This is a genomic window from Roseococcus sp. GW821-FHT12F05 (assembly GCF_058806835.1).
In genome coordinates, this window is sequence record NZ_JBXAQB010000002.1 from 161,354 (window position 1) to 186,950 (window position 25,597).

General features: G+C 70.8%; 25 protein-coding genes. 13 read left to right on the plus strand and 12 right to left on the minus strand.

Translation table 11 applies throughout. From position 1 onward, the window contains the following. Positions 1-2: 2 nt before the first annotated feature. Positions 3-437: a YeeE/YedE family protein gene (locus AC1ROY_RS05530; RefSeq protein WP_493147592.1), complete on the minus strand. Its 435-nt coding sequence runs from the start codon at positions 435-437 to the stop codon at positions 3-5. Positions 438-493: 56 nt separating this feature from the next. Here AC1ROY_RS05530 and AC1ROY_RS05535 point away from each other — a divergent pair, with 56 nt between their 5' ends. Beyond that, positions 494-814, plus strand: a complete 321-nt coding sequence (locus tag AC1ROY_RS05535) for an ArsR/SmtB family transcription factor (RefSeq protein ID WP_493147593.1) — start codon at positions 494-496, stop codon at positions 812-814. A gap of 4 nt (positions 815-818) precedes the next feature. Here AC1ROY_RS05535 and pyrG read toward each other — a convergent pair whose 3' ends face one another. Next, entirely contained in the window at positions 819-2,453 is a 1,635-nt protein-coding gene (gene pyrG, locus AC1ROY_RS05540; protein ID WP_493147594.1) for a CTP synthase, read from the minus strand. A gap of 241 nt (positions 2,454-2,694) precedes the next feature. Continuing rightward, complete coding sequence (gene secG, locus AC1ROY_RS05545) at positions 2,695-3,015, minus strand: preprotein translocase subunit SecG (protein ID WP_493147595.1); 321 nt, start codon at positions 3,013-3,015, stop codon at positions 2,695-2,697. 69 nt (positions 3,016-3,084) lie between these two features. On the opposite strand from secG, the gene AC1ROY_RS05550 reads away from it, so the two are divergent. Further along, the gene (locus tag AC1ROY_RS05550) at positions 3,085-4,239 is read left to right on the plus strand and encodes a serine hydrolase domain-containing protein (RefSeq protein WP_493147596.1); all 1,155 of its coding nucleotides are present in this window, start codon (positions 3,085-3,087) and stop codon (positions 4,237-4,239) included. 181 nt (positions 4,240-4,420) lie between these two features. On the opposite strand, the gene AC1ROY_RS05555 is transcribed toward AC1ROY_RS05550, so the two are convergent. Then, positions 4,421-5,797, minus strand: coding sequence for a carotenoid oxygenase family protein (locus AC1ROY_RS05555; RefSeq protein WP_493147597.1), 1,377 nt, complete (start codon positions 5,795-5,797; stop codon positions 4,421-4,423). Positions 5,798-5,876: 79 nt separating this feature from the next. Between AC1ROY_RS05555 and AC1ROY_RS05560 the strand changes: the two genes are divergently transcribed. Next, positions 5,877-6,449 (plus strand): TetR/AcrR family transcriptional regulator, encoded by a 573-nt coding sequence (locus AC1ROY_RS05560; protein WP_493147598.1) that lies wholly within the window; start codon positions 5,877-5,879, stop codon positions 6,447-6,449. Positions 6,450-6,465: 16 nt separating this feature from the next. On the opposite strand, the gene tpiA is transcribed toward AC1ROY_RS05560, so the two are convergent. Continuing rightward, positions 6,466-7,203 (minus strand): triose-phosphate isomerase, encoded by a 738-nt coding sequence (gene tpiA / locus AC1ROY_RS05565; RefSeq protein ID WP_493148358.1) that lies wholly within the window; start codon positions 7,201-7,203, stop codon positions 6,466-6,468. A gap of 97 nt (positions 7,204-7,300) precedes the next feature. Between tpiA and AC1ROY_RS05570 the strand changes: the two genes are divergently transcribed. From AC1ROY_RS05570 to AC1ROY_RS05585, 4 genes are all read left to right on the plus strand, one after another. Next, positions 7,301-9,196, plus strand: a complete 1,896-nt coding sequence (locus AC1ROY_RS05570; protein WP_493147599.1) for a peptidylprolyl isomerase — start codon at positions 7,301-7,303, stop codon at positions 9,194-9,196. Between the two features lies 1 nt (position 9,197). Then, entirely contained in the window at positions 9,198-10,700 is a 1,503-nt protein-coding gene (gene trpE / locus AC1ROY_RS05575) for an anthranilate synthase component I (protein WP_493147600.1), read from the plus strand. Next, positions 10,700-11,506, plus strand: coding sequence for a hypothetical protein (locus AC1ROY_RS05580; RefSeq protein WP_493147601.1), 807 nt, complete (start codon positions 10,700-10,702; stop codon positions 11,504-11,506). The genes trpE and AC1ROY_RS05580 overlap by 1 nt, the downstream gene beginning before the upstream one ends. A gap of 90 nt (positions 11,507-11,596) precedes the next feature. Then, positions 11,597-12,559 carry a Bug family tripartite tricarboxylate transporter substrate binding protein gene (locus AC1ROY_RS05585; RefSeq protein ID WP_493147602.1) on the plus strand — a complete coding sequence of 321 codons (963 nt, stop codon included), beginning with the start codon at positions 11,597-11,599 and terminating at the stop codon, positions 12,557-12,559. A 5-nt stretch (positions 12,560-12,564) separates the two neighbouring features. On the opposite strand, the gene AC1ROY_RS05590 is transcribed toward AC1ROY_RS05585, so the two are convergent. Beyond that, on the minus strand, positions 12,565-13,053 hold the full coding sequence (locus AC1ROY_RS05590) for a cupin domain-containing protein (RefSeq protein ID WP_493147603.1): 489 nt from the start codon (positions 13,051-13,053) through the stop codon (positions 12,565-12,567). A 173-nt stretch (positions 13,054-13,226) separates the two neighbouring features. On the opposite strand from AC1ROY_RS05590, the gene AC1ROY_RS05595 reads away from it, so the two are divergent. The 5 genes from AC1ROY_RS05595 (at position 13,227) to AC1ROY_RS05615 (ending at position 19,485) form a co-directional block, all read left to right on the plus strand. After that, positions 13,227-13,808: an anthranilate synthase component II gene (locus AC1ROY_RS05595; RefSeq protein WP_493147604.1), complete on the plus strand. Its 582-nt coding sequence runs from the start codon at positions 13,227-13,229 to the stop codon at positions 13,806-13,808. A 72-nt stretch (positions 13,809-13,880) separates the two neighbouring features. After that, positions 13,881-15,047 carry a M20 aminoacylase family protein gene (locus tag AC1ROY_RS05600; protein ID WP_493147605.1) on the plus strand — a complete coding sequence of 389 codons (1,167 nt, stop codon included), beginning with the start codon at positions 13,881-13,883 and terminating at the stop codon, positions 15,045-15,047. Positions 15,048-15,114: 67 nt separating this feature from the next. Further along, positions 15,115-16,671, plus strand: a complete 1,557-nt coding sequence (locus tag AC1ROY_RS05605) for an ABC transporter substrate-binding protein (RefSeq protein WP_493147606.1) — start codon at positions 15,115-15,117, stop codon at positions 16,669-16,671. Continuing rightward, on the plus strand, positions 16,671-18,251 hold the full coding sequence (locus tag AC1ROY_RS05610; protein ID WP_493147607.1) for a GMC family oxidoreductase: 1,581 nt from the start codon (positions 16,671-16,673) through the stop codon (positions 18,249-18,251). Before AC1ROY_RS05605 ends, AC1ROY_RS05610 begins: the two co-directional genes overlap by 1 nt. Before the next feature lie 73 nt (positions 18,252-18,324). Then, a complete protein-coding gene (locus AC1ROY_RS05615; RefSeq protein WP_493147608.1) occupies positions 18,325-19,485 on the plus strand; it encodes a GGDEF domain-containing protein in 1,161 nt (386 codons plus the stop codon). Positions 19,486-19,584: 99 nt separating this feature from the next. On the opposite strand, the gene AC1ROY_RS05620 is transcribed toward AC1ROY_RS05615, so the two are convergent. The 3 genes from AC1ROY_RS05620 to AC1ROY_RS05630 all read right to left on the minus strand — a co-directional run bounded on the left by AC1ROY_RS05620 (position 19,585) and on the right by AC1ROY_RS05630 (position 22,468). Then, the gene (locus AC1ROY_RS05620; protein ID WP_493147609.1) at positions 19,585-20,271 is read right to left on the minus strand and encodes a DUF1194 domain-containing protein; all 687 of its coding nucleotides are present in this window, start codon (positions 20,269-20,271) and stop codon (positions 19,585-19,587) included. 44 nt (positions 20,272-20,315) lie between these two features. Further along, the gene (locus tag AC1ROY_RS05625; RefSeq protein ID WP_493147610.1) at positions 20,316-21,494 is read right to left on the minus strand and encodes a YbfB/YjiJ family MFS transporter; all 1,179 of its coding nucleotides are present in this window, start codon (positions 21,492-21,494) and stop codon (positions 20,316-20,318) included. A gap of 92 nt (positions 21,495-21,586) precedes the next feature. Beyond that, positions 21,587-22,468 carry a LysR family transcriptional regulator gene (locus AC1ROY_RS05630; RefSeq protein WP_493147611.1) on the minus strand — a complete coding sequence of 294 codons (882 nt, stop codon included), beginning with the start codon at positions 22,466-22,468 and terminating at the stop codon, positions 21,587-21,589. A gap of 105 nt (positions 22,469-22,573) precedes the next feature. Here AC1ROY_RS05630 and AC1ROY_RS05635 point away from each other — a divergent pair, with 105 nt between their 5' ends. Beyond that, a complete protein-coding gene (locus tag AC1ROY_RS05635; RefSeq protein WP_493147612.1) occupies positions 22,574-23,359 on the plus strand; it encodes an enoyl-CoA hydratase-related protein in 786 nt (261 codons plus the stop codon). Position 23,360: 1 nt separating this feature from the next. On the opposite strand, the gene AC1ROY_RS05640 is transcribed toward AC1ROY_RS05635, so the two are convergent. The 3 genes from AC1ROY_RS05640 to AC1ROY_RS05650 all read right to left on the minus strand — a co-directional run bounded on the left by AC1ROY_RS05640 (position 23,361) and on the right by AC1ROY_RS05650 (position 25,570). Further along, positions 23,361-24,476 carry an OpgC family protein gene (locus AC1ROY_RS05640; protein ID WP_493147613.1) on the minus strand — a complete coding sequence of 372 codons (1,116 nt, stop codon included), beginning with the start codon at positions 24,474-24,476 and terminating at the stop codon, positions 23,361-23,363. Positions 24,477-24,478: 2 nt separating this feature from the next. After that, positions 24,479-24,940 (minus strand): hypothetical protein, encoded by a 462-nt coding sequence (locus tag AC1ROY_RS05645; RefSeq protein WP_493147614.1) that lies wholly within the window; start codon positions 24,938-24,940, stop codon positions 24,479-24,481. A 90-nt stretch (positions 24,941-25,030) separates the two neighbouring features. After that, a complete protein-coding gene (locus AC1ROY_RS05650; protein WP_493147615.1) occupies positions 25,031-25,570 on the minus strand; it encodes a nucleoside 2-deoxyribosyltransferase in 540 nt (179 codons plus the stop codon). Positions 25,571-25,597 lie beyond the last annotated feature (27 nt).

Here is a 25,597-nt window from a genome sequence, read left to right on the forward strand (position 1 = left end):
GCTCAGCCCCCGTGCCGCAGGAGGAAGACGGTCGCCACCGCCGTCGCCATGAAGACGAGCGTCGCGATCAGCGAACGGGCGGACAGCCGCGCCAGCCCGCAGACGCCGTGGCCCGAGGTGCAGCCGTAGCCCCAGACGGAGCCGAAGCCGACTAGCAGCCCGGCGACGACCAGCAGCGCCGGCCCGGCCTCGATGGTCGGTGCCGGCAGGCTTCCGGTCGCGAGCCAGGCCAGGACCGGCGCCAGCACGAGGCCGAGCACGAAGGCGAGCCGGCCGTCGAAGCCGCGATCGCCATAGGGCGGCAGGAGCCGCGACAGGATGCCGCTGATCCCGGCGATGCGGCCGGTGGCGGCCATCAGCAGCACCGCCGCCGCGCCGATCAGCGCGCCGCCGACGAGCGAGGCCAGGGGCGTGAAGCCGGTCGCGACCGGGGTCATGGGGTTCCTCGGAGAATTCCTTCCTTCTTATATTCGCATATTCTAAAATATCAAAGATGAAGACATCCCCCGACGCCCCCGCCGCCGCGATGGCCGCCAAGGCCGAGCAGGTCGCGCGGCTGCTCGCTTCCATGGCCCATGGCAAGCGCCTGCTGGCGCTCTGCCACCTGCGGGAGGGCGAGACCTCGGTGGGCCGGCTGGCGGAACTGGTGGGCCTCGCCCCCTCCGCCCTGTCGCAGCATCTCGCGCGGATGCGCGACCTCGGCCTCGTGGCGACGCGGCGCGAGGGGCAGACCATCCACTACCGGCTTGCCAGCCCGGAGATCACCGCATTGCTGGAGCTGCTCTACCGCCTCTACTGCGCACCCGAGGCCTGACCGCTCAGACCAGCCGCGCCTGCCGCACCGCTGCCCCCACGAAGCCCGCGAAGAGCGGGTGCGGCGCGAAGGGCTTGGACTTCAGCTCCGGATGGAACTGCACGCCGACGAACCAGGGATGGTCCGGATACTCGATGATCTCGGGCAGGATCCCGTCGGGCGACATGCCGGAGAAGCGCAGCCCGGCCTTCTCCAGCCGCTCGCGATAGCCGACATTCACCTCGTAGCGGTGGCGGTGCCGCTCCTCGATGCGGGCGCTGCCGTAGATGCCGCGCACCAGCGAATCCTCGGCCAGTAGCGCGGGATAGGCGCCCAGCCGCATGGTGCCGCCGAGGTCGCCACCCTCGTTGCGCGTCTCGCGCTCGTTGCCGCGCACCCATTCGGTCAGCAGGCCGACCACGGGCTCGGCGCAGGGGCCGAACTCGGTGCTGGAGGCGCCGGGGATGTCGAGCAGGTTCCGCGACGCCTCGATGACCGCCATCTGCATGCCGAAGCAGATCCCGAAGAACGGGATTTTCCGTTCCCGCGCGAACTTCACGGCCTCGATCTTGCCCTGCGTGCCCCGCTCGCCGAAACCGCCGGGCACCAGGATTCCGTGCACGCCGTCGAGCCGGCGGACGACCTCGCCCTGCTCCTTCTCGAAGATCTCGCTGTCCACCCAGTCCAGCTTCACGCGCATGTTGTGCGCGATGCCGCCATGGGCCAGCGCCTCGTTCAGCGACTTGTAGGCATCGAGCAGCCCCGTGTACTTGCCGACCACCGCGATGGTCACCTCGCCCTCGGGCGAGGTGATGCGCTCCATGATGCTATCCCAGCGGGTCATGCCGGGCTCGCCGTAGATGCTGAGATTGAAGTGCCGCAGCACCTCGCGGTCCAGCCCCTCGCGGTGGTAGCTCGTGGGCACGGCGTAGATGCTCTTGGCGTCGTAGGCGGGGATCACGCTCTCGGGCCGCACGTTGCAGAAGAGCGCGATCTTGCGGCGCTCGTTCTCCGGGATCTGGCGGTCGCAGCGGCAGAGCAGGATCTGCGGCTGGATGCCCATGCCCAGCAGCTCCTTCACGGAATGCTGCGTGGGCTTGGTCTTCAGCTCGCCGGCCGAGGGGATGTAGGGCACCAGCGTCAGGTGGATGAAGAGGCTGCGCGTCGGGCCGAGCTCGTTGGCGAGCTGGCGGACGGCCTCGAGAAAGGGCAGCGACTCGATGTCGCCGACGGTGCCGCCGATCTCGACCAGCACGAAGTCGTAGCTGTCGGTGTCGGCGACCACCGCTTCCTTGATCGCGTCGGTGATGTGGGGAATGACCTGGACGGTGGCGCCGAGGTAGTCCCCGCGCCGCTCCTTCGCGATCACCTCGGAATAGAGGCGCCCGGTGGTCCAGTTGTCCGCCTTGTTGGCGTGGACGCCGGTGAAGCGCTCGTAGTGGCCGAGATCGAGGTCGGTTTCCGCCCCGTCATCGGTCACGAAGACCTCGCCATGCTGATACGGGGACATAGTTCCCGGATCGACGTTGAGATAGGGGTCCAGCTTGCGCAGGCGGACGCGGTAGCCGCGTGCCTGCAGAAGGGCCCCGAGGGAAGCCGCTGCGATGCCCTTGCCAAGCGAGGAGACCACGCCGCCGGTGATGAATACGAACCGCGCCATGGGAGTTCGTCATAGCGATACGGACGGCGCCGGAACAACCCCCCTTCGGCGCAACCCTGCCAAAGCGTTTCAGGCCGGACAGGATTCTCCGGCCGAGTCGCTGGAGCCCGTTCGGACAGCCTAGCGGCTGGGGGCCCGGACGGGGAAGCGCCGGCCGGATGCGGGGACACCGGACAAAGCTCCAACGCCGCCGGCGGAAAAGACCGCCGGGACCAACCCGCCAGGCCGCTCGGACGGGCTCCTAGTTGGTGGGAACGGCTGGGAGCGCGGGCACGGCCGGCGCCGTGGGGGCCGGCGGGGGAGCGGTGTCGAGGATCGAGCGGCTCTGCTGCGAGGTGCCGCGGTGCAGCAGCGCCAGCCCCAGGGCCATCACGAAGAAGATCGTGCCCAGGATGGCCGTGGTGCGCGTGAGCAGGTTCGCGGTGCCGCGGCCGCCCATGAAATTGCCCATCCCCTGGGACGAGCCGATGCCGAGGCCGCCGCCCTCGCTGCGCTGCACGAGGATGACCCCGATCAGCGCCAGGGTGACGATCAGGAAGACGATGAGGAGGATGGTGGACATGGTGGCGTCCCTCTACCCCCTCGGCGCGTCCAAGGCCAGAGTGGGAGTTGACAGGGGGATCAGCCAGCCATGACCGAGATCGAAGCCACGCTCCGCGCCGCGGTCGAATCGGGGCGCGTGCCGGGGGTGGTCGCCCTTGCCGCGACGCGGGACGGGCCGGTGTTCGAGGGGGCCTATGGCGTGCGGTCCCTGGGCGATCCGACGCCCATGACCGAGGATACGGTCTTCGCGCTGGCCTCCATGACCAAGGCCGTCACCTCCGTCGCGGCCATGCAGCTGGTGGAGGAGGGCCGCATCGGCCTCGACGACCCCATGGCCGCCATCCTGCCGGAGATGCGCGACCCGCTGGTGCTGGAGGGTTTCGATGCGGCCGGACAGCCGATGCTCCGCCCGGCGCGCGGCGCTGTCACGCTGCGGCACCTCCTGACCCACACCGCCGGCTACGGCTACGACCACTGGGACCCGCTGCTGGACCGCTACATGCGGTTGGCCGGGCTCTCGGGCGGCCCGCGCACGGCGAAGGGCATGCCGCTGATGTTCGATCCGGGGACGCGGTGGCAGTACGGGATCAACACGGATCTCGTCGGCCAGGTGGTGGAGGCGCTCTCCGGCCGCAGCCTCGGGGCGTATTTCCGCGAGCACATTCTGGGGCCGCTCGGGATGGAGGATACCGGATTCGCCGTCCCGGCGACGTGGCGGGGACGGATGGTCGGGCGGCACCAGCGCGGGCCGGATGGGGTGCTCGCGCTGGACCGGGAGTTTTCGCCGCCGGAGCGGGTCGAGGTCGAAGGCGGCGGCGGAGGGCTGTTCGGGACGGGACCGGACTACCTGCGCTTCCTGCGCATGCTGCTGAACGGCGGCTCGCTGGACGGGGTGCGCATCCTGGCGCCGGAGACCGTGGCGGAGATGGGGCGGAACCACATCGGGGCGGTGGAGGTGCAGCCGCTGCCGGCGAGCTCGGTGCCGGGGCGGGCCGATCTGGCGGATTTCTTCCCGGGAATGCGGAAGAAGTGGGGGCTGGGGTTTCTGATGAACACCGAGGCGGTTCCGGGGCGGCGCGCGGCGAACAGCCTGGCCTGGGGCGGGCTGTTCAACACCTATTACTGGATCGACCCGGAATCGGGGGTGACGGGGGCGATCTTCACGCAACTGCTGCCCTTCGCGGATGCGGCCGTGTTGGAGACGTTCCAGGCGTTCGAGGCGGCGGTCTATACAGGGCGGTAAGGCCCCCCCCTCGGAACACGCAGACCGCGGCCCCACCCGTCACGAGCCGGTCCGGTGGCCGGCCACCGGACGGGCCCGGCCTGCCGTCAGGCCAGGACGACGTTCTCACTGGAGGGAAGAGCGCCGCATGCCTCTCCCTGTGGCTCCAGGGGAAGCCCCGGCTTTGGGGCCGGGGTTGGATTCAGGCGACGAGCGGGGCGAGATTGGCATCGGGCGCCCATCCGCCGTGGAAGCCGAAGGGCACGCGCACCGGCAGGCGAATGGTGGCGACAGGGTCGCCGCCGAAATCCTGCGCATCGAGGATGACGACGTCGCTGAGGTTGCGGTTCCCGTCATAGACGTAGGACATGATCCAGCCGTCATCCTCGGCGACGGCGCCCGGCCGCCGCACAAAGACCGGCTCGAGCGTCATCCGGCCCGCACCGTAGTCGTGCACCTCGGTCGTCCCCCGCACCATGTCGTGCTTCATCGCCGGCCCCACACGCAGCTGTTCGCCCCAATGCGCGGTGTAGGCGAAGCGATAGGCCTGCCCGCCGTGGCGCCCGTTGATGCGCGGGAACTCGTTGCCGTGGTCGTCGAGGCCGGTCTCGCTCAGCCGGCCGGCGCGGCGGTCGAGCGTCCAGCGGACGAGCACGGGTGCGCCCTCGTTCGGGCCGTTCTGGTCGAGGTCGAACATGCGGGGGTGCCGCACGAGGTCGACGATCGTGAGGTCGCCCTCGTCATAGGCATTGACGAAATGAAAGACGAAGCAGCGCGGCGCCTCGAACCACTGGATCCGCGCGACGTCGCCGTCCCGCGGCAGCAGGCCGATCCGCGAATCCCGCCGCTCGTCCCAGAGCCAAGGGAAAGCCGTGTGGCCGCGCTCAGGCTGGAAAGAGACCGGCAGGTCCGGCACGACGATGAAGGAGGCGGTGAATGCCACATCATGGATCAGCGGCACATGGGGGAGGTCGATGCGCGCCTTGGTCGTGGCGCGGCCGTCGCGGCCGAGCGAGATATAGCGCACCGGCTGCCCCGGCTCGTAGGTGAGCGCGTGCTGCTCGCCCGTGACCGGATCGAGCTTGGGATGGGCGGTGAAACCGGCCTCCAGCGTCCCGCCGAAATCCGACCGGCCGACGCTTTCCAACTCGTAGTCGAGCTCGACCGGCAGACTGCCCGCCTCGACGATCGCGCAGAGCTTGCCGCCGACGCTGGTGAAGTTGGTGTTGACCGAGCCGTCGCGCGTCCCGAGCCCCGGGCCCGGGATCGCCCCCTGGCCGAGCGCGGCCACGGCGCCGGCGCTCTTCACGAAGCGGCTCCGATACCATTCAGCCTTGCCGTCGCGCAGCCGGAGGCCGTGCGCCATGCCGGTGCCGACGAACCAGTGGTAGTGCCGGGAGTCGGGCGCCTCGGCCGGGTTGGGGCCGATCCGCAGCAGGCGGCCGGTCAGCGCCTCGGGCACGTGGCCAATGACCTCCAGGTCGAAGGCCGTCGTCTCGACCTCGACCGGCGCGAAATTGCCGCTGAGATAGGGCGTTCCCGCCGCGGCGGATTCGCTGGGCTTGCTCGTGATGCTCATGATCGGCTCCTATGTGAATGACCATCACATAAGCCCGCCTTGACCCTCGGTCAACGAAAAAGTTATGCGTCATCACATCATGACAAAAGCCGCCGAGACACCGACGAAGCCGCGCCCGAACTACCACCACGGCGACCTCCGGCGGACGCTGCTCGACGCGGCGCGCGCGGAGATCGGCGCGAACGGCGCGGGGAACCTGTCGCTCGCCTCGCTCGCGCGCCGCGCCGGGGTGGCGCAGTCGGCCCCCTACCGTCACTTCGCGGACCGGGAGGACCTGCTGGCCGCGGTCGCGACGGCGGGCTTCGAGGAGTTCACGGCGGCGCTGCTGGAGGCGGCCGAAGCGGGAGACGGCGCCGGCGCGGTCCGCCGCATGGCCGCCGCCTATTTCGGCTTCGCGGAGAGGAACATCGAGCTCTATCGGCTGATGTTCGCGTCACGCCTCGTGCCGGCTTCGGACAGCGGCAGCGCCCTGCACCGGGCGGCGGAGGCCAGCTTCCAGCCGCTGCTCGAGCGCATCGCGTCGTCCGGCCATGCGCCGGCCAAGGTCCGGGCCCTCGTGGCCTGGGGCCAGCTCCACGGCCTCGTCATGCTCAAGGCCGACGGGTTCCTGCGGGACCCGCTCGAAGAGTTGCTCGAACATCTCGATCTGTGACGCGGCCGGCCGGCTCCTACTCCGGCACCGCCCGCGCGATCGCCAGGAAGTCCTCCGCCACCAGGCTCGCGCCGCCCACCAGCGCCCCGTCCACGTCTTCCAGCGCGAACAGCCCCGCCGCATTCCCCGGCTTCACCGACCCGCCATACAGCAGCCGCGTCGTCTGCGCCGCCGGCCCGAACCGCCCCACCAGCGCCAGCCGCATGGTCCCGTGGATCGCGGCCACCTCCTCCTCGGTCGGCGTCCGTCCCGTCCCGATGGCCCAGACCGGCTCGTAGGCCACGATCCCGCCCGAGGTCACGAAGCCGTAGGGGATGGAGCCCTCCAGCTGCGCCGTCACCACCGTCTCGGCCTGCCCGGCCAGCCGCTCAGCCTCCGTCTCGCCGACGCAGACCACGGGGATGAGCCCCGCGGCCAGCGCTGCCTCGGTCTTGGCCAGCACCACGGCATCCGTCTCGCCATGGTTCTGCCGGCGCTCGGAATGGCCGAGGATCACATGCGTCGCCCCCGTGTCGCGCACCATGGCCGCGCTCACGTCGCCGGTATGGGCGCCTTTGGCCGCCGCGTGGCAGTCCTGCGCGCCCACCGCCACCCGGCTGCCGAGCAGCACCACCGCCACCGGATGCAGGTGCAGGAAGGGCGGGCAGACCAGCAGGTCCACGCCCGCCACCCCCTCGCGCACACCCTCGGCGAGGCGCACGGCCTCGCGCAGGTTTCCATGCATCTTCCAGTTGCCCGCGATCAGCGGTCGGATTCCTGGCGTCATCGGCTCCCTGTCCTTCGGCTCCCGCCGATCAAGCATTCCGCCGCCCCGTTTGGCAACCGCCCGGCAAAGGGCTATGCGCGGAGCCATGCTCACCTGGATGCGCCGGCTGGCCGGCACCTGGTTCGCCAGGGCTCTCTTCATCGTGCTGATCCTCTCCTTCGCGGCCTGGGGGATCGAGGACACGCTGCGCAACATTGGGCGCGACACCGCCGTCGCGCGCGTGGGCAGCGACAGCATCGACGTGGAGGAGGCGCAGGACGCCGCCCGGCGCGAGCTGCAGCGCATCCAGCGGCAGCTCCAGGGCCGCATCGAGATCAACGCCGCCATCCGCCGCGCCGTGGCGGGACAGGCGATCGAGGCGCTGGTGCTCGACCGCGTGATCCGCCAGGAGGCCGAGCGCATGGGGATCGCCGTGCCCGACGACGCCGCGCGGGACTACATCTTCCAGATCCCCGCCTTCCAGGGCCCCGACAACCGCTTCTCGCGCGTCATGTTCGACGCCTTCCTGCGCAACAACGACCTGACCGAGGGGCGCTTCCTCACCCTGCTGCGCGCCGACCTCGCCCGCCAGCAGCTGACCGGCGCCGTCCGCGCCGGCGCCGTGACGCCGGAGGCCCTGGCCAACCGGCTGCTCGGCTGGAACCTGGAGCAGCGCACGGCGACGCTGGTGGAGCTGCCCTTCTCCGCGGCCCCCGAGCCGGAGGCGCCGACCCAGGCGCAGCTCGAGCGCTTCCACGAGAACAACGCCAGCCGCTTCTCCACCCCCGAATACCGCGACGTGGCGGTGGCGACGCTCAACGCCGCACGGATCATGGGCGAGGTTCAGGTCTCCGACCGCGACATCGAGGACGCCTATGCCGCCAACCGCGCCCGCTACGAGACGCCGGAGAAGCGCGAGATCTTCCAGGCCGTGATGCCCGACGAGGCGGCCGCGCTCGCGATCGCCGAGCGCTGGCGCGCCGATCCCGACTTCGCCGCCATCGAGGCTGCGGCCCAGGCGGCGGGCGGCATGGCCTCCACCCTCCCGCTCAGCGCGCGCGCCGACCTGCCGTTGCCCGAACTCGTCGACGCCGCCTTCGCGCTGGCGCCCGGCGTGGTCTCGGCGCCGGTGCGCACGGCCTTCGGCTGGCACGTGCTGAAGCTCGGCCAGGTCGAACCCGGCCACATCCGGACGCTGGACGAGGTGCGCGACGAGCTGCGCCAGGAGATCGCGGCCGAGCGCGCGGCCGACATGGCCTTCGACCGGGTAAGCCAGGTCGAGGACGCGCTGGCTGGGGGCGCCACGCTCTCCGAAGCGGCGCAGCGCTTCTCGCTCGGCTATTTCGAGGGGAAGATCGACGCCACGGGCCGCAATCCCGAGGGCGCCGAAGTGGACCTGCCGGTGGCGGCCGCCGCGAAGACGGCCGCGCTGCGGGCCATCTTCACCGCCGAGCGCGGCGCGGCGCCGCGCATGCAGGAGGGCGAGTGGGGCTTCATGGCCGTCGAGATCCGCGACATCCAGGCCCCGGCGCTGCGCCCGCTCGACACGATCCGCGAGCAGGTGACGCTGGCCTACCTCGCCGATGCGCGCCGGCACTCCCAGGAGGAGCGCGCGGCCGCGCTGCTTGCCGCCACACGCGGCGGGAAGACGCTGGCCGAGGCGGCGACCGAGGCCGGCGTGACCGCCGAGGAGCTCGGCCCCTTCGGCCGCGAGGCCGGCGGCGCCAACCCGATGCCGCGCGATCTGCTCGCCCCGGTCTTCGAGCTGCGCGGGCGTGACGCGACCATGGTCGAGCGGCCGCAATCCTTCGCGGTGATGCAGCTGCTCTCGGTGACGACGCCCGACCTCGCCGGCCAGGCCGAGGCGCTGACCACACTGCGCTCCGAGACGGCCCAGGCCATGGCCGAGGATCTCGAGGCCCAGTACCAGGCGGCGCTGCGCGCGCGCGCCAACGTGCGGATCAACCCGCGTCTGCTCGACCAGATCGCGGGCGGGGAATGACATGACCTCACCGGATTTCGCGAGCTTTCGCGCCACCCTCGAATCGGGTCAGTCGCAGCTGCTGTGGCGCGAGCGCGTGGCCGATCTGGAGACCCCGGTCGGCACCTTCCTGAAGCTTGCCGAGGGCAAGCCCTATGCCTTCCTGCTAGAGAGCGTCGAGGGTGGCGCGGCGCGCGGGCGCCACTCCGCGATCGGTCTCGCGCCCGACCTGATCTGGCGCTGCCGCGATGGGGTGGCGGAGTGCAACCCGCACGCGCTCAGCGCGCCGCACGCCTTCGTGCCGGAGGAAAAGCCGCCGCTGGAGGCGCTGGCCGACCGCATCGCCTCCATCCGCATGCCGCTGCCGGCGGGACTGCCGCCCATCGCGGCGGGGCTCTTCGGCTATCTCGGCTACGACATGGTGCGCCAGATGGAGCGGCTGCCGGCCGACAATCCGGACGTGCTGGGCATCCCCGAGGCGGTGATGATCCGCCCCACCATCGTCGCCGTCTTCGATCATGTGCGCGATGCGTTGACCCTTATCACCCCGGTCTGGGCCGAGAAGGGCCAGGATCCCGACACGGCCTGGGCACTGGCGCAGTCGCGGCTCGACGAGGCGGAGGCCGCGCTGTCGCGCCCCCTGCCCCGGCCCGCGCCGCCCGCGAAGCTGCCGCCGACTCAGGCGCCGCGCTCCAACTTCACGCCCGAGGAGTACATGGCGGCCGTGGAGCGCGCGCGGGAATACATCCGCGCCGGCGACGCCTTCCAGATCGTGCCGAGCCAGCGCTTCTCGACGCCCTTCGCGCTGCCGCCTTTCGCGCTCTACCGCGCGCTCCGGCGGATCAACCCGGCGCCCTACCTGTTCTTCTTCGACTTCGGGAATTTCGCGACCGTCGGCGCCTCGCCCGAGATCCTGGTGAGCGCCAAGGACGGCGAGGTCACCATCCGCCCCCTCGCCGGCACCCGCCGCCGCGGCGCGACGCCAGAGGAGGACGCCGCCCTGGAGGTCGAGCTGCTCGCCGATCCGAAGGAGCGCGCCGAGCACCTCATGCTGCTCGACCTCGGGCGCAACGATGTCGGCCGCGTGGCCGCCATCGGTACGGTGAAGGTGACGGCGCAGTTCCGCATCGAGCGCTACAGCCAGGTCATGCACATCGCCTCCGAGGTTCGGGGAAAACTGCGGCCGGGGCTGACGGCGCTGGACGCGCTGCAGGCGGGCTTCCCGGCCGGCACGCTCTCCGGCGCGCCCAAGGTCCGGGCGATGGAGATCATCGAGGAGCTGGAGCCCTCGCGGCGCGGGCTCTATGCCGGCGGCGTCGGCTATTTCGGCGTGGACGGCAACATGGACGTCTGCATCGCGCTGCGCACGGCGCTGGTGAAGGAGGGCACGCTGCACGTGCAGGCCGGTGCCGGCGTGGTCGCCGACAGCAACCCGCAGGCCGAGCACGAGGAGTGCATCCAGAAGGCCAAGGCGCTGTTCCGCGCGGCCGACGAGGCCGTCCGCTTCGCGGCGGGCGACCGCTGATGCCCTCGCGGCGCGCGCTTCTGGCCGCGCCGCTCCTGATCGCCGCCGCACCCGCCGCCGAGGGCGGCGAGCTCGTGCTGAGCGACACGCCCGCGCTGGCCTCCCACAAGATGGGCGTGCCGGCCGACAACCCCGACCTGATCCTGCGCTGGAACGCCCCGCGCGAAGGTCCGCTCGATCGCGTGCTGCATTTCCACGGCTTCTCCGACATGGATCCGCGGCTGCTCGACCTGCGCGACGTGATGGAGGGCTCAGGCCTCGACCTCGTGCCCATCCCGGAGGCGCGGAGCCGCCTGCCCGGCCGCCCCAGCGCGACGCTGGCGCTGCTGCCGCGCGGCCGCCCCCGGCCCCGCGACCGGCTGCCCGGCCCCTTCGACTGGCCGGCGCTCTCGGCGCCCGGCGGGCTGGCCGCGGCGCTCGAGACCGGCATGCAGGCGATGGCGGCACGCATCGGCCGCCCCGTTCCGCCCCCCGGCCAGCTGATCCTCACCGCGCATTCGGGCGGCGGCGGCGGGCTGATGGGGGCGCTCGACCAGGCGGCACGCGAGGGCATCCGCGTGGACGAGGTCTTCTGCTACGACGCGCTCTATCGCGATCCTGCACCTGTCATCCGCTGGGCCAGGGCGACTCCGGGCAGCGTGCTGGCGGTGATCCACACGCCCGGCGGCCGCAACGCCGAGAATGCGCGCCGCGTGAAGGCCGAGGTGCCCTGGGCCCGCATCCACCAGAGCGAGGCCGACCACGCCGAGATCCCCCGCGCCAATGGCTGGCGGCTGCTGATCACCCCGGACGCCGCGCTCATCTGAAACGGCCTCCACTGAAACGGCATGAGGTTTGCTAGCCCCGGCATGACGCCCGGCGGACCACCGCCGGGCGAAATGTCGATGGAGACTATGATGCTTCGCCGTTCCGTCCTGGCCCTGCCCGGCCTGCTCGCCACCCCCGCCTTGGCCCAGAGCTCCACCTGGAAGCCCTCGGCCCCGGTCCGCTACGTCGTGCCCTTCCCGCCCGGCTCCAGCTTCGACCTCGTGGGCCGCGTGGTGGCGGAGGGCGCGGCGCCGATCCTCGGCCAGACCGTGGTGGTGGAGAACCGGCCAGGCGCCGGCACGCTGGTCGCGGTGCAGGCGGTGAAGATCCTGCCGCCGGACGGTCAGGCCATCATCATGGTGGCCAACAGCTTCACGGTGAACCAGTCGCTGCACCAGCCGAAGCCCTATGACGCGCAGACCGACTTCGACCCGCTGGCGCTGCTGGTGGAGACGCCGCACGTCCTGGTCTGTCACCCCTCGGTCGCCGCGGATTTCGCGGGCTTCCTGGCCAAGGCGAAGCAGCCGGGCCGCGGCCTCTCCTTCGGAAGCAACGGCCAGGGCACGAGCCAGCACATGGGCATGGAGCAGCTCAAGCTCCTGGCCGGGCTGAACGCCGAGCACGTGCCCTATCGCGGCGTCCCGCCCATGCTGACGGACCTCATCGCCGGCCGCGTGGACTACACGCTCGGCAACCTCTCGGACGTGCTGCCGGGCATCCGCGACGGAAGGCTGGTCGCGCTCGGCATCGTGTCGCCCGCGCGCCACCGCCTGCTGCCCGACCTGCCCACCTTCAGCGAGCTCGGCTTCCCGCAGCTCGTCTCCGACACCTGGTACGGCGTGGTGATGCCGGCCGGCGCGCGGCCCGAGGTGAAGGCCGCGCTGACCGCCGCGCTGCTGGACTCCATTGGCCGGCCCGCGACGCGCGCGCGCATGGCCGACATGGGCCTGGACGTGCTGGCACAGGGGCCGGGCCCGCTGACCGAGCGAATCCGGCGCGACACGGCGGCCTATGCCGAGGTGATCCGCACCGCCCGCCTCACGCCCGAGTAGGCCGATTACGCCTTGTGGATCGGATCCACCCAGGCCACGCCCTCCGGCTTCTCCACCGGCTCGATGTCGAGGTTCACCACCACGGCCTCGTTGTCGCTGCGCACCAGCACGCAGGCGAGGGTCTCGGCCTCGCTGGCGTTGATCTCCTGGTGCGGCACGTAGGGCGGCACGAAGATGAAGTCGCCGGGGCCCGCCTCGGCGACGTATTCCAGCTTCTCGCCCCAGCGCATGCGCGCCTTGCCGCTCACCACATAGATCACGCTCTCGAGCGCGCCGTGATGATGCGCGCCGGTCTTGGCACCGGCGTGGATGTGGACGGTGCCCGCCCAGATCTTCTGGGCGCCGACGCGCGCGGCATTGATGGCGGCCGCACGGTTCATGCCCGGCGTCTGCGCCGTGTTGGTGTCGAGCTGGTCGCCGCGGATGACGCGGACGCCGCTGTGCTTCCAGCCGTCGGGCGGAATGTCGTGGCTGTGATGGCCATCATGAGGCATGGCAATTCCTCCAGAATACGATCCAGTCGCGTGGATTATACCCCTATCCCTGGCGATGACCATTCGCCGCCCCCGCATGCCACCTTCCCACATTGTACTTTACCGGAAGGGCAATTCTCCGCTCCAGGCGAAGCGGCTTGACCCTGGGCGCCTCCGGTGCCCATTTTTGCCGTATGCTCCTGCTCATCGACAACTACGACAGCTTCACCTTCAACCTCTACCACTTCCTGGGCGACCTGGGCGTGGAAGCGGTGGTGAAGCGCAACGACGCGCTCTCCGTGCAGGATGTCTTCGCCATGCGGCCGGATGCGGTGGTGCTCTCGCCCGGCCCTTGCACGCCGAACGAAGCCGGCATCTGCCTGCCGCTCATCGCCGCGGCCGCCGAGGCGAAGCTGCCGCTGCTCGGCGTCTGCCTCGGCCATCAGGCGATCGGGCAGCAGTTCGGCGGCCAGGTCATCCGCGCGCCCGTCCCCGTGCATGGCAAGGTCTGGGAGGTGACGCATGAGGGCAAGGGCGTCTTCGCCGGCCTGCCCTCGCCCTTCCACGCCACGCGCTACCATTCGCTCGTCGTCGAGCGGTCGAGCCTGCCGGCCGAGCTGGAGATCACGGCCGAGACGGCTGATGGACTCATCATGGGCCTGCAGCACCGCGAGCTGCCGATCCACGGCGTGCAGTTCCACCCGGAGAGCATCGCCTCCGAGCACGGCCACGCCCTGCTGAAGAATTTTCTGGACACGGCGCGCGTCGCCGCCTGAGCCGGGCGCGGTTGCCCGGCGCCATCGCGGCACCTAGCATCGCGGTTTGCCCCTTCAGGAGCCGCCGCCCGCATGCCCTCCCCGCTCGAGAAGATCAGCCAGTACCACCCCGAGCTGACGGAGCTCCGCCGCGACCTGCACGCCCATCCCGAGCTCGGCATGACCGAGCACCGCACGGCCGAGATTGTCGCGAAGCAGTTGGAATCCTTCGGCGTCGAGGTGCATCGCGGCGTGGGCACGACCGGCGTGGTTGGCGTTCTCAGGGGCCGCCCGGGCAACCGCGCCATCGGGCTGCGCGCCGACATGGACGCGCTGCCGATCGAGGAGGCGAACGACGTCCCCTTCAAGAGCACCAGGAGCGGCGTCATGCATGCCTGCGGCCATGACGGCCACACCACCATGCTGCTGGGTGCGGCGAAGTACCTCGCGGAGACGCGGAACTTCGAGGGCACGGTGAACTTCATCTTCCAGCCCGGCGAGGAAGGCTGCGGCGGCGCGCTCGCCATGCTGCAGGACGACCTGTTCAGCCGCTTCCCCTGCGACGCCATCTACGGGATGCACAACCGACCCGGCATGCCCGTCGGCGAGTACGCGATCAGCGAGGGGCCGGCCATGGCCGGCGGCGCCTTCTTCGACATCACCGTGACCGGCAAGGGCGCGCATGGCGCGCATCCGGATGCCGGGATGGATCCGGTCATCGCGGCCTGCCACATCGCGACGGCCGCGCAGACCATCGTCGCGCGCAACCTGAACCCGGCCGATCCCGCTGTCATCAGCATCACCAAGATCGGCGGCGGCGACGCCTACAACGTCATCCCCGAGACCGCGACCATGTCCGGCACCGCGCGCTTCTTCAGCCGCAAGGTGGGCGAGCAGATCGAGGAGGGGCTGAAGCGCGTGGTGGCGGGCGTGGCGGCGGGCCTGGGCTGCACGGCGGAGCTCGACTGGCGCCTCATCTTCGCGCCGACGGTGAACGCCGCCGAGCACACCGACGCCTATGTCGCGGCGGCCACTGAGCTGGTCGGCGAGGGCAAGGTGCTGCGTGGCAAGCCCCCCTCGATGGGGTCGGAGGACTTCTCCTTCATGATGGAGCAGGTGCCGGGTGCCTATATCCTGGTCGGCAATGGCGACGGCGCCATGCCGCACAACCCCCGCTACATGTTCAACGACGAGGCGATCCCCTTCGGCGCGGCGCTCTATGCGCGGATCGTGGAGCGCGGGCTGAAGTCGGCAGACTGATGGCCGCAGCATTGACATGAGATAATGCTGCATCGCAGCATCCCTGTCACAAAACGGGGTGCTGGCGATGAAGCGTTTGGGGTTCCTCTTGCTGGCTCTGGCCAGCCTCGCCGGGGCGCCGAGGCCCGCCCCGGCCGCGAACCTCACGGTGGTGCTCGAAGCCGAGATCGTCACGCTCGATCCGCACTTCATCGGCGCCTACATCACGCGCACCTTCGGTTATGCGGTCTTCGACACGCTCTACGCGCCGGACAGCAACTTCAACTACCGGCCGCAGATGGTGGCGAGCCACACGGTCTCGCCCGACGGGCTGACCTGGACCTTCACGCTGCGCGACGGGCTGCTCTTCCACGACGGCAGCCCCGTCACCTCGGCCGACGTCGTCGCCTCGCTGCGGCGCTGGGCCACCCGCGCGGCGCTCGGCGGGCGGCTCATGGCCGCCACGGCCAGCCTCGATGCGGTCGACGCGAAGACCTTCCGCCTGGTGCTGAAGGAGCCCTACGGCCTCGTCATCGAGACGCTGGGCACCATGGCCTCGCCCACGCCCTTCATCATGCCCGAGCGCCTCGCCCGCACGCCCGGCACCGAGCGCATCACCGAGATCGTCGGCTCCGGCCCCTTCGTCTATTCGCGCGCCGACCACCGCCCCGGCGACCGCATGCTGCTCCGCCGCAACGCGCGCTACGTCCCGCGCGCCGAGCCCGCGGATTTCCTGGCCGGCGGCAAGCGCGTGATGGTCGACGCGCTCGACATCCGCGTGGTCCCCGATGCCGGCACCGCCGCCGCCGCGCTGCAGTCGGGCGAGGTCGACTACATGCAGTACGCGCCCTTCGACCTGCTGCCGCAATTCGAGCGCAATCGCCGCCTGACCGTGCTGAACTTCACCGGACCGCAGATGTTCACCGGCCACTTCCGGCTGAACCATGCGGCGCCGCCCTTCAATGATCCCGCCATCCGCGCGGTGCTGCTGCGCCTCGTGGACCAGAACGAGGTGATGCAAGGCTTCGGCCTGGATGCGCGCTATGCCCGCTCCTGCCCGGCTTTCTTCACCTGCGGCGGCCCGAATGAATCCGATGTCGGCGTCTCCGCCCTGGCCGATCCCTCCATCGAGGCGGCGCGGACCGCGCTCCGCGCCACCCGCTACAACAACGAGCCCATCGTGCTGATGGTCGCCTCCGACCTCGAGGCCGCGCGGGTCTCGACGGAGATCCTGGCCGACCGCATGCGCCGCGCCGGCTTCAACGTGGACGCGCAGGTGACGGACTGGGCCACGCTGCTCGCCCGCCGCGTCCGGCGCGACGGCTGGCATGCCTATGGCGTGCACGCGCTGAACGTCGACCTCGGCTCGCCGCTGACCAATTCGGTGATCGCCTTCAACTGCCAGGACACCGGCACGGTCGGCTTCATGTGCGTGCCCCGCATGAACGAGCTCTTCGAGGCCTTCGCCCGCGCGCCCACGGCCGAGGCCCGCCGCGCCATCGCCGGCGAGATCCAGGGCATCGTCTACGAGAACGGCATGGCCGTGCCCTGGGGCCAGTTCGCGCAGCCCGCCGCCTATCGCGCGACGCTGCAAAACATGATCCCCTCGGCCATCCCGCTCTTCTGGAATGTCGAGAAGCCCTGATGACCGAATTTGACGTGATCGTGGTCGGCGCCGGTTCCTCCGGCGCCGCCCTGGCCGGCCGGCTCTCCGAGGACCCGAAGCGCAACGTGCTGGTGCTGGAGGCCGGGCGCGACTGGCGCGCTTCCGAGGCGCCGCCCGCGCTGCGCTCCAGCAACATCATCCCCTTCATGCACGACCGGCAGCACCAGCTCGCCTGGCAATGGCCGGAGCTGATGACCCGTCGGTCGCGGGCGCAGGCGGAAAAGTACTACTGGCGCGGCCGGGCGCTCGGCGGCTCCTCCACGGTGAACGCGCAGATCGCCATCTGGGGCGTTGCCGAGGCCTTCGACACCTGGGCCGAATCCGGCTGCGAGGGCTGGTCGGCGAAGGAGGTCATCCCGCTCTTCGCCAAGCTCGAGGACGATCCGGATATGACCGGCGTCCCGCATCACGGCCAGGGCGGACCGATCCCGGTCTACCGAGCGCCGCTCGAGACCTGGGGCCCCGTGGACAAGGCGCTGCGCGAGGCGGCGCTGGCCTGCGGCTATCCCTGGAATCCGGACCTGAACGATCCGGACAAGGAGGGCGTCTCCAACTACCCCATCAACAGCCGCAACTTCGAGCGCGTCACGACCAATGACGGCTATCTGGAGCCGGCCCGCAATCGTCCGAACCTGACCATCCGCGGCGGCGCGCTGGTGGAGAAGATCGTCGTCGAGGACGGCCGCGCGGTGGCCGTGCGCGTGATGCTGGACGGCGAGTGGCAGGAGATCCGCGCGCGGGAGATCGTGCTCTCCTCCGGCGCCATCCATTCGCCGGCGATCCTGCTGCGCTCCGGCCTCGGCCCGGCGGCGGAGCTGTCCGCGCTGGGCATTCCCGTGGTCGCGGACATGCCGCATGTGGGCAAGCACTTCCACGACCATGCGATCTGCCGCACCAACCTCGCGCTGAAGCCGGAATACGTCTCCAAGGACCCGAAGCAGCGGCACACCAATTCCTGCGTCACTTACACCTCCGGCCTCGGCGGCGGCGGCTTCCGGGACATGATCTTCATCGGCTTCAACCATCGCTATCTCGGCCAGGGCGACCTGCCGGGGCCGATGGGCGGCGTCGCGGCGGGCATCTACGACGTCTTCTCACGCGGCGAGCTGACGCTGGCCTCGGCCGATCCGCGCATCGACCCCATCGTCGAGGAGAACATGCTCTCCGACCATCGCGACGTGATCCGCATGCGCGATGCCGTCCGGCGCCTGGCGGAGCTCGCCGCGCAGCCGGCCCTGACACGGATCGCCGACGGGTTCAGCTTCGGGGAATCCGGCCTGCCGATCGCCCAGGTGGCCGCGCTGCCGACCGCCGAGCTGGACGCGCTGATGCTGGATCAGGTCAACGACATGCAGCACGCCGCCGGCACCTGCAAGATGACCGCCTATGAGGACCCGCGCGGCGTGGTCGACCCCGACCTGAAGGTGAAGGGGCTGGAGGGGCTGCGCGTCGCCGACGCCTCCATCATGCCCTACGACTGCCGGGCCAATACCCATTTCACCTGCGTGATGATCGGCGAGTGGCTGGCGCGGAAGATGAAGGAAGAGGCGGCGGCCTGAGCCCGGGCGACAGAATCGGGCGAACTTCCAGCGCCTCTTACACGTTCCGGTTGCATGGTCCATAAAGGGGCTCATGGATTCCCGGACCGCCTACGTCGTCCTGTCGCTCATGATGCTCGCCAATAGCGGCGCGCTGGGCCTGATCCTCCGGGATCTCCCGGCGATCCTCCGCCCGGCGGTCAGGAACTGGCAGGCCGGCACCCTGCTCATCGCCGCCGGCTACGGCTTCTACGCCTTTCCCTGGCTGCCGCTGGCCGCGATGGTTACGCCGGCCAACGGCGTGCTGCTGCTGGGCCTGACGCTCTGCTGGCGGGGCGTGCAGCAGTTCGACGGGCGCTCCCAGAAGGCCTGGCAGTTTCTTCCGGCCGGCCTCGCCACCTTCGCCATCTTCTGGTTCTCCGCCTTCCAGCCGGACACCATGGTCCGGATCTTCGCGGCCTCCCTGGCCTCGACCACGATCCTCGGCGGCTGCGTGGCCAGCCTGGCCATCGGGCATCGCCAGGACCGCTCGCGGAGCCGCCAGATGCTGATGGCGCTCTTCGCCACGACCATGGCGCTCAACGCCGTGAGGGTCGTCTATTTCCTCTGGGCCGGCATTCCCGCCAATTTCAGCATCGCGGACAACGGGAGCGTGGCGAACGTCATCTCGCCCCTCGTGGCCGCCATGCTGCCGGTGATCGGGACGACGGCCTTCATGCTGATGTGCTCCGAGCGCCTGCGCCGGCAATGGGAGCGCGCGGCCTCGACCGACTACCTCACCGGCCTGCCGAACCGCCGCACCCTCACCGAGATGGGCCGGCAGCAGTTCGATCGGCTGCGGAGCCGGAGCGGGCAGGTCGCGATCGCCCTGATCGACATCGACGGCTTCAAGTCGATCAACGACCGCTATGGGCACGAGGCCGGCGATCTCGCGCTGACGCATGTCGCCGCCAGCCTGGAGGCGGCGAAGACGGGATCCTCCGAGATCCTGGCCCGTACCGGCGGCGAGGAGTTCGTCGCGCTGCTTGGGCCGTCGGAACCGCAGCAGGCCCAGCTGGCGGCCGAGCGCCTGCGCCTGGCCGTGCAGCGCCGCCCCTTCACCCTGCGGGGGGCGCGGATCCCGCTCACCGTGTCGGTCGGGATCGCCGTGTCCCAGGAGGGCGACGCGGACTTCGACAGCCTGCTCCGGCGCGCCGATCAGGCGATGTACGCGGCGAAATCGGCCGGGCGGAACCGGGTGGCGCTCGCAGCCTAGATCATGATGAGTTCGCATCCGCTCACGCATCATGATCCAGCCGTTTTTCCATCGCGGGATTCAGACCTCCGGCGCCTTCGCGCCTTCGGTCATCCCGCTTTAGGCCATCTCCCGGACCAGCTTCGCCCGCAGCGCCCGCGCGATGTCCCGCCGGTTCTCCGCCGTGAGGACGAAGGCGCCGGGACCGCCGATCACCTCGCGGCGGTAGGTTTCCTCCAGGCTCTGGCCGAAGCGCGTGACCATGCCCGAGGCCGCGACGGCGAGCGCGTTGATCACCACGCCCCGGCCGACCAGCTCGTCCCGCACCTCGGGCGCGCGGCGCAGGCTGCGCAGGTCGGGCCCGTCGCCGGAAAGGTCGATCACCTGCTGATCGGCGGCGAAGGGCGCCTCGCGCAGCAGGCGGCCGGCATGGTCCAGCGCATCGCCGATGGCGTTGTAGCTCTGGCGCGAGCGGTCGGCCGCGAGCAGCGCATCGGCCAGCGCCTGCGCGGAGGGCGCGTCGGCCACGCGGTGCCAGTCCACGATCCTTTCCGAGGCATCCGGGCTGCCCCATTCCAGGATGGCGATGGCCGTGGCGCCGCGGCGCTTGCTGCGGATGGCCGCGACCACCTGGGGATGGGTCAGCGCCTCGGCATAGCCCTCGCGCTGGAGGCGGAACTCGTCCTCGTCGATGGAGCCCGAGGCGTCCATGGCCAGGACCAGCAGCAGGTCCACCGCCTCCTGCGCGGAGGCGCTGACGGCGAGGAGCGCGGGAGCGGCGAGCAGCGCGCGGCGGGGCGGGTGCATCGGCGATTCGTCGCCCGCCGGCGGCAGGGCTGGCAAGCGGAAAGCTAGCCCTCGCGCGCGGCGAGATCGACGAGGAAGGCCGCCGCGAGCGCCGCCGCGCCCAGCCCGAAGATCAGCAGGTGCGCGCCGCCGGTCAGCGCGAAGAGCCAGGACAGGCCATAAGCGCCCGCCGCCTGCCCCAGCGCGAAGCCGATGGTGGCGAGGCTCCAGGCGGCCTTCTGCCGGTCGGCATCGCCGGCGGTCAGCTCGCGCACGCGGCCCAGCACCAGCGGCACGATGCCCGGCACGAAGGCGCCCACGATGAGGCTGGAGACGGTCAGCGCAAGCGGGCCCTCGCTCCAGACCGGCAGGGCGACGGCCAGGGCCTGGAACAGCAGCGCCCCCCTGAGGGCGAGGCGGAAGCCGATCCTATCGGCGACATGGCCGGCCAGGATCGGCCCCGCCATCGCCGCCAGGCCGAAGAGCACCCAGTACTGCGCGCCCACCGCAATCCCCTGCCCCAGCCCGCGGGCCACGAAATCCACCAGCAGCGTCATGTGCGGCACCAGGCCGACCGCGTTCAGCCCATAGACCAGGCAGATGATCGCCAGCGCCCGCGACGGCCGGACGAAGCGGGGGCGCCTGATCGCCACGGGCTCGGCGGGCGGCCAGCCGCCCCAGGCCAACGCCGTCAGCGCCACGGCCAGCACGCCGAGGCCGAGCCAGGCGCGGACCAGCCCGCCCTGCAGCAGCAGCGGCACCAGCGTGCCGGAGAGCGCGATGCCCGCGCCCACGCCGGCGAAGATCATCCCGCCGGCCAGGCCACGGCGCGCCTCGGGGACATGCGGCAGAACCGTCGGCGCGACCAGCACCATCAGCACGCCGCCCGCGACGCCGGAGAGCACGCGCCAGCCGAAGAACCAGAGGAAGGAGATCGGAAAGGCGCAGGCGAAGAAGCTCGCGGCGGCCACTGCCATCATGGCGCGCATCGCGCCGGTGATGGTCAGCCGGCCCGCCAGTGGCCGCGCCCGCAGCGCGCCCGCGAGGTAGCCCGCAAGGTTGGCGGCACCGAGATAGGCCGCATCCGAGGAGGAGAACCAATGCGCCGCCACGAGCTCCGGCAGCAGTGGCGTATAGGCGAAGCGCGAGATGCCGATGCCGAGCAGGCTGGCGCACATCGCCGACAGGACCATCCGCGCCGGGGTCGCCGCACCATCGGGATGGGTCATGGAGAGCGTTCGCACCTTCATCCTCCTTCGGATGGGGGACAGGTAGGCGCGAATATCTCTCAGTAAAAACGATTAGATCTGATCAACACTATCTGGTCAGGAGATATCTATTCCGCGGCGATGGCCTGCACCGGGCAGGCGCAGTCGAGGAAGGCCGCCAGCGCGCTGGAGACGAAGGCGTCGCGGCGGCGGACAAACAGCGTGTCCACCCGCGCCTCCGCGCGCGGCAGGTCGTGGATCGCCACCCGCCCGTCGCGCTCGGCCATGCGGACGAGGCTGCGCGGCAGCAGCGTGACGCCGAGGCCGGCAGCCACGCAGCCGAGGATGGCCTCGATCGTGCCGAACTCCAGCATCCGCACCTCGCCCACGCCGCGCCGGACCAAAAGCTCCTCCAGCCGCTGGCGGTAGGAGCAGCCGGCCCGCAGCACGACGATCCTGAGGGAGCGCGCGGCGAAGAGCTCGTCGAGGCTGCGCATCAGCGGGCTGGTCAGCACGGCGAGATCCTCGCGGAAGGCAAGCCGCTCCTCCAGCTCCGGATGGTTCACCGGGCCGCAGACGAAGGCGCCCTCGAGCCGATGCTCCAGCACGTCCCGGATCAGCTCGCAGGTCGTGCCGGTCCGCAGCACGAAGTCCACCTCGGGATAGGCGGCGACATAGTCGGAGAGCCGCGCCGAGAGCCGCAGCGCGGCGGTGGTCTCCAGCGCGCCGATGGTCAGCGCACCCCGCGGCCTGCCGTCGTCGCGGAAGGCCCGGCGGGCCTCGTCCAGCAGCTGCCGCGCCCTGATAGCATAGGGCATCAGCCGATGGCCGGCGGCGGTGAGCGTGACGCCGCGCGCGTGCCGCTCGAAGAGCGCGGCGCCCAGCTCCTCCTCCAGCGCCTTCACCCGCGCCGTCACGTTGGACTGCACGGTGTTGAGCTCGGCGGCCGCGCGGTTCATGCCGCCCAGCCGGGCCACGGTCTCGAAGAGACGGAGGTCGGCGATGTCCATGGGCGGCATGCTATCACCCAAACCGATGGATGAGGGAATATCCGATCTCCGCGGCGTCTTGCGCCCGACGCCGCCAGCCCCGACCCTGGCGCCAAGGAGAACGCCATGACCGAATCCCCCGTCTTGATGTCCGTGGACAGCCGCGGCATCGCCACGGCCACGCTGAACCGCCCTGCCCTGGGCAATGCCTATAATGGCGAGATGCTGGATGCGCTGATCGAGGGCATCCCGAAGCTCGCCGCCGATCCCGCCATCCGCGGACTCGTCATCCGCGGCGCCGGAAAGCACTTCCAGGCCGGCGCCGACATCAACTGGCTCAACGCCGCCGCCGCCGCACCGCCGGAGCAGGCCTTCGCCTCGTCGCTGCAGACCACGCGGGCCATGCAGCTGCTGAACGAGTTCCCCAAGCCGAGCTTCGCGATCATCCATGGCGCCTGCTTCGGCGGCGGCACCGGCATCGCCTGCTGCGTAGACGTGGCGCTGGCCACGACGCAGGCCAGCTTCGGCATCACCGAGGTCCGCGTGGGCGTGGCACCGACGCCCATCTCCACACACATGGTCCACGCCATGGGCCTGCGCCACGCGCGCCGCTACGCCATCACCGGCGAGCGCTTCGGGCCGGAGGAGGCCATGCGCATCGGCCTCGTGCACGAGGTCCACACGCCGGAGGCCATCGAGGCCCGGCTGGAGGAGATCATCGCGGCCATGCTGCTCTCCTCGCCGGCCGCGATCGCGGTGACGAAGACCAGCCTGCTGGAATCCAACGGGCTGGTGCTCAGCGCGCATCAGGTGACGCAACTCACCAACGAGAGCTGGATGGTGCGCGCAGGCGCCGAGGGGAAGGAGGGCCTCGCCGCCTTCCGGGAGAAGCGGAAGCCGCGCTGGGCCTGAGCTACCGGGCCGCCCGGCCCGACGCGACCGGGCGCCTTATGCCGTCGCTGAGCACCGCGACGGTCCAGAGCGCCGCCATGCCCGTCAGCACGAGCACCACGCCCAGCATGGGCGCCTCCTCGGGACGGGTCTCCGTCACGCGGGAGACGCCCCAGGCCAGGAACAGCCCCGTGCAGAAGACCCGCAGGCTGTGCCGGCCGATCGCGGCCAGGGCACGGCCCGGCAGCGTCTCCATCCAGCCCGCCTGGCGCGGCACCAGAACTGCCACCAGATAGGCCAGCGAGAGCGCATGGATCAGCCGTGTCGGCGCCAGCACCTCCTTGTGCTGCAGCGCCCAGGCGGCGATGGCCGGCCCCTCGACGAAGCCGTGCTCCACCAGCCGCGCCGCGAAGCCGAGCAGCAGGATCGCGGCGGCCCCCGCCAGCATCCAGGGCGCGCGCGGCAGGGGCTGCTGGTAGAGCGCCCGCCGCCCCATCCAGGCGCCCAGCAGGTACAGGAACTGCCATGCCAGCGGATCGAACTCGATGGTCGAGCCGCCCAGCGCCGGCGTGGCGGTCCAGCCGGAATAGGTCGCGAGATAGACCAGAAGGCTCGGCACCAGCGCCCAGGCGCCGATGCGCGTCGCCGCCAGCAGGAAAGGTCCGAGCAGCAGCATGCCGAAGACAAAGATCGGCAGGATGCCCATGAAGTCCGGCTGGTAGAGCATGCTCGCCGCCGCCGGCAGCGCGGCCCAGGGCATGTCCACCAGGAAGCGCCAGCCGAAGCGGTCCACCGCGAAGGGCATCGGCACGAACATGTCGGCCGCGATCACCATGGCCGCGAACATGAAGAAGACGGTGAGGTGCGTGCGGTACAGACGAAAGGTCCGCGCCAGCATGTCGCGCTGTGCGGCCCTTGGCCCTGAGCGCGCGAGCTTCAGCGAGAAGACCGAGCCCAAAGTGAAGCCCGAGAGCAGGATGAACATCTCGGAGGAATCCGACAGCCCCCAGGCCGCGTGGATGCCCCAGGCCAGCGAAGTGCCGACCACGTGCGAGACGAAGATGGAAAGCTGCATCCAGCCGCGCAGCACGTCGAGCCGCTGGTCGCGCGGCGGTCGGGCGAGAGGAACTGCCTCCATGCTCACGCGGCCTTGAAGGGCAGCCGCGCGGCGAGGCCCGGCGGCAGCATCGCGAGGATTTGCCCACGCCGGATCCAGGCCACCAGCAGCCCCATCACGAAGGTGAAGCAGGCCTCCTTGAAGAGCACGCCGCCGTCGCCGTAGGGGTCGATGCCGAGCGGGCTGACCGTGTGGAAGAAGATCGCGCCCGCCATGATCCCGGCCGCGAAGAGCCCGCCGATCCCCTGGGTCCGCGGGATCAGCACCAGGATAGCGGCGCAGATTTCCATGGTGCCGACGAACAGCCGGAAGGGCTTCTCGCCGCCCGGCGTGCCGAGCCAGTTGGAGAGGATCGTGAAGAGATAGACCGAGCCCTCGTTGCCCGTGAGCTTGTACTGCTCGTACCAAAGCAATTCATAGGCGATCCACAGTGCGGCGGCCCAGGCGACGAGGCTCGGCGCGGTCTTTCTCCAACCGTCCTGCATGACGAAAACTCCTGCGAGGGCGGGATGACCCGCGTTGTCCTTGCTGGTGATTTCGCGCCACGGGAGGGCTCGGTTACCTGGTCGCCCAAATTACAAGTCGGTGAGCCGTCGCGCGGCCTCGGCGACGCAGGCCTCGAAGAGCGAGAGATCGGTCCAGGGCAGCGGCGCGGCCGCACGCAGCAGCACCCCGCCCGAGGCCGCGATGGCGCCCTCCAGCATGAGGTTCTCGGCCAGGCCGAAATCCTCGACCTCCAGGCCTTCCGCGTCGCGCCAGGCCGCGCCGTCCCAGGACGCCTCGACCCGGGCGCGATGATCGCCTGGCGCATGGGTGTAGCCGAAGACCGGCCGGCCCAGGGCGCTGAAGTAGCCGAGCTCGAAGGCCGTGCCGGGATCGGCCCCGACGCCGCGGAAGGGCGTGAGGTTGGCCACCAGCGCGTCGCAGTCGCGCATGTGCATCTCGCAGGCGGCGTGGATGCGCCGCCAGTCGGGCGGGCCCGCAGGCATGGGCGCCGGCGGATCGAGCGGAAAGATCCCGGTCAGCCCGTGCCTGCTGCAGATGGCCTTCTTCGCGGCGCCCAGGGCAGCCGGATCGGGCAGGAAGACCTCGGGGCCGGCCAGGTAGATTCGCATGCGCCATCCTGCCAGGAATGCATGCGA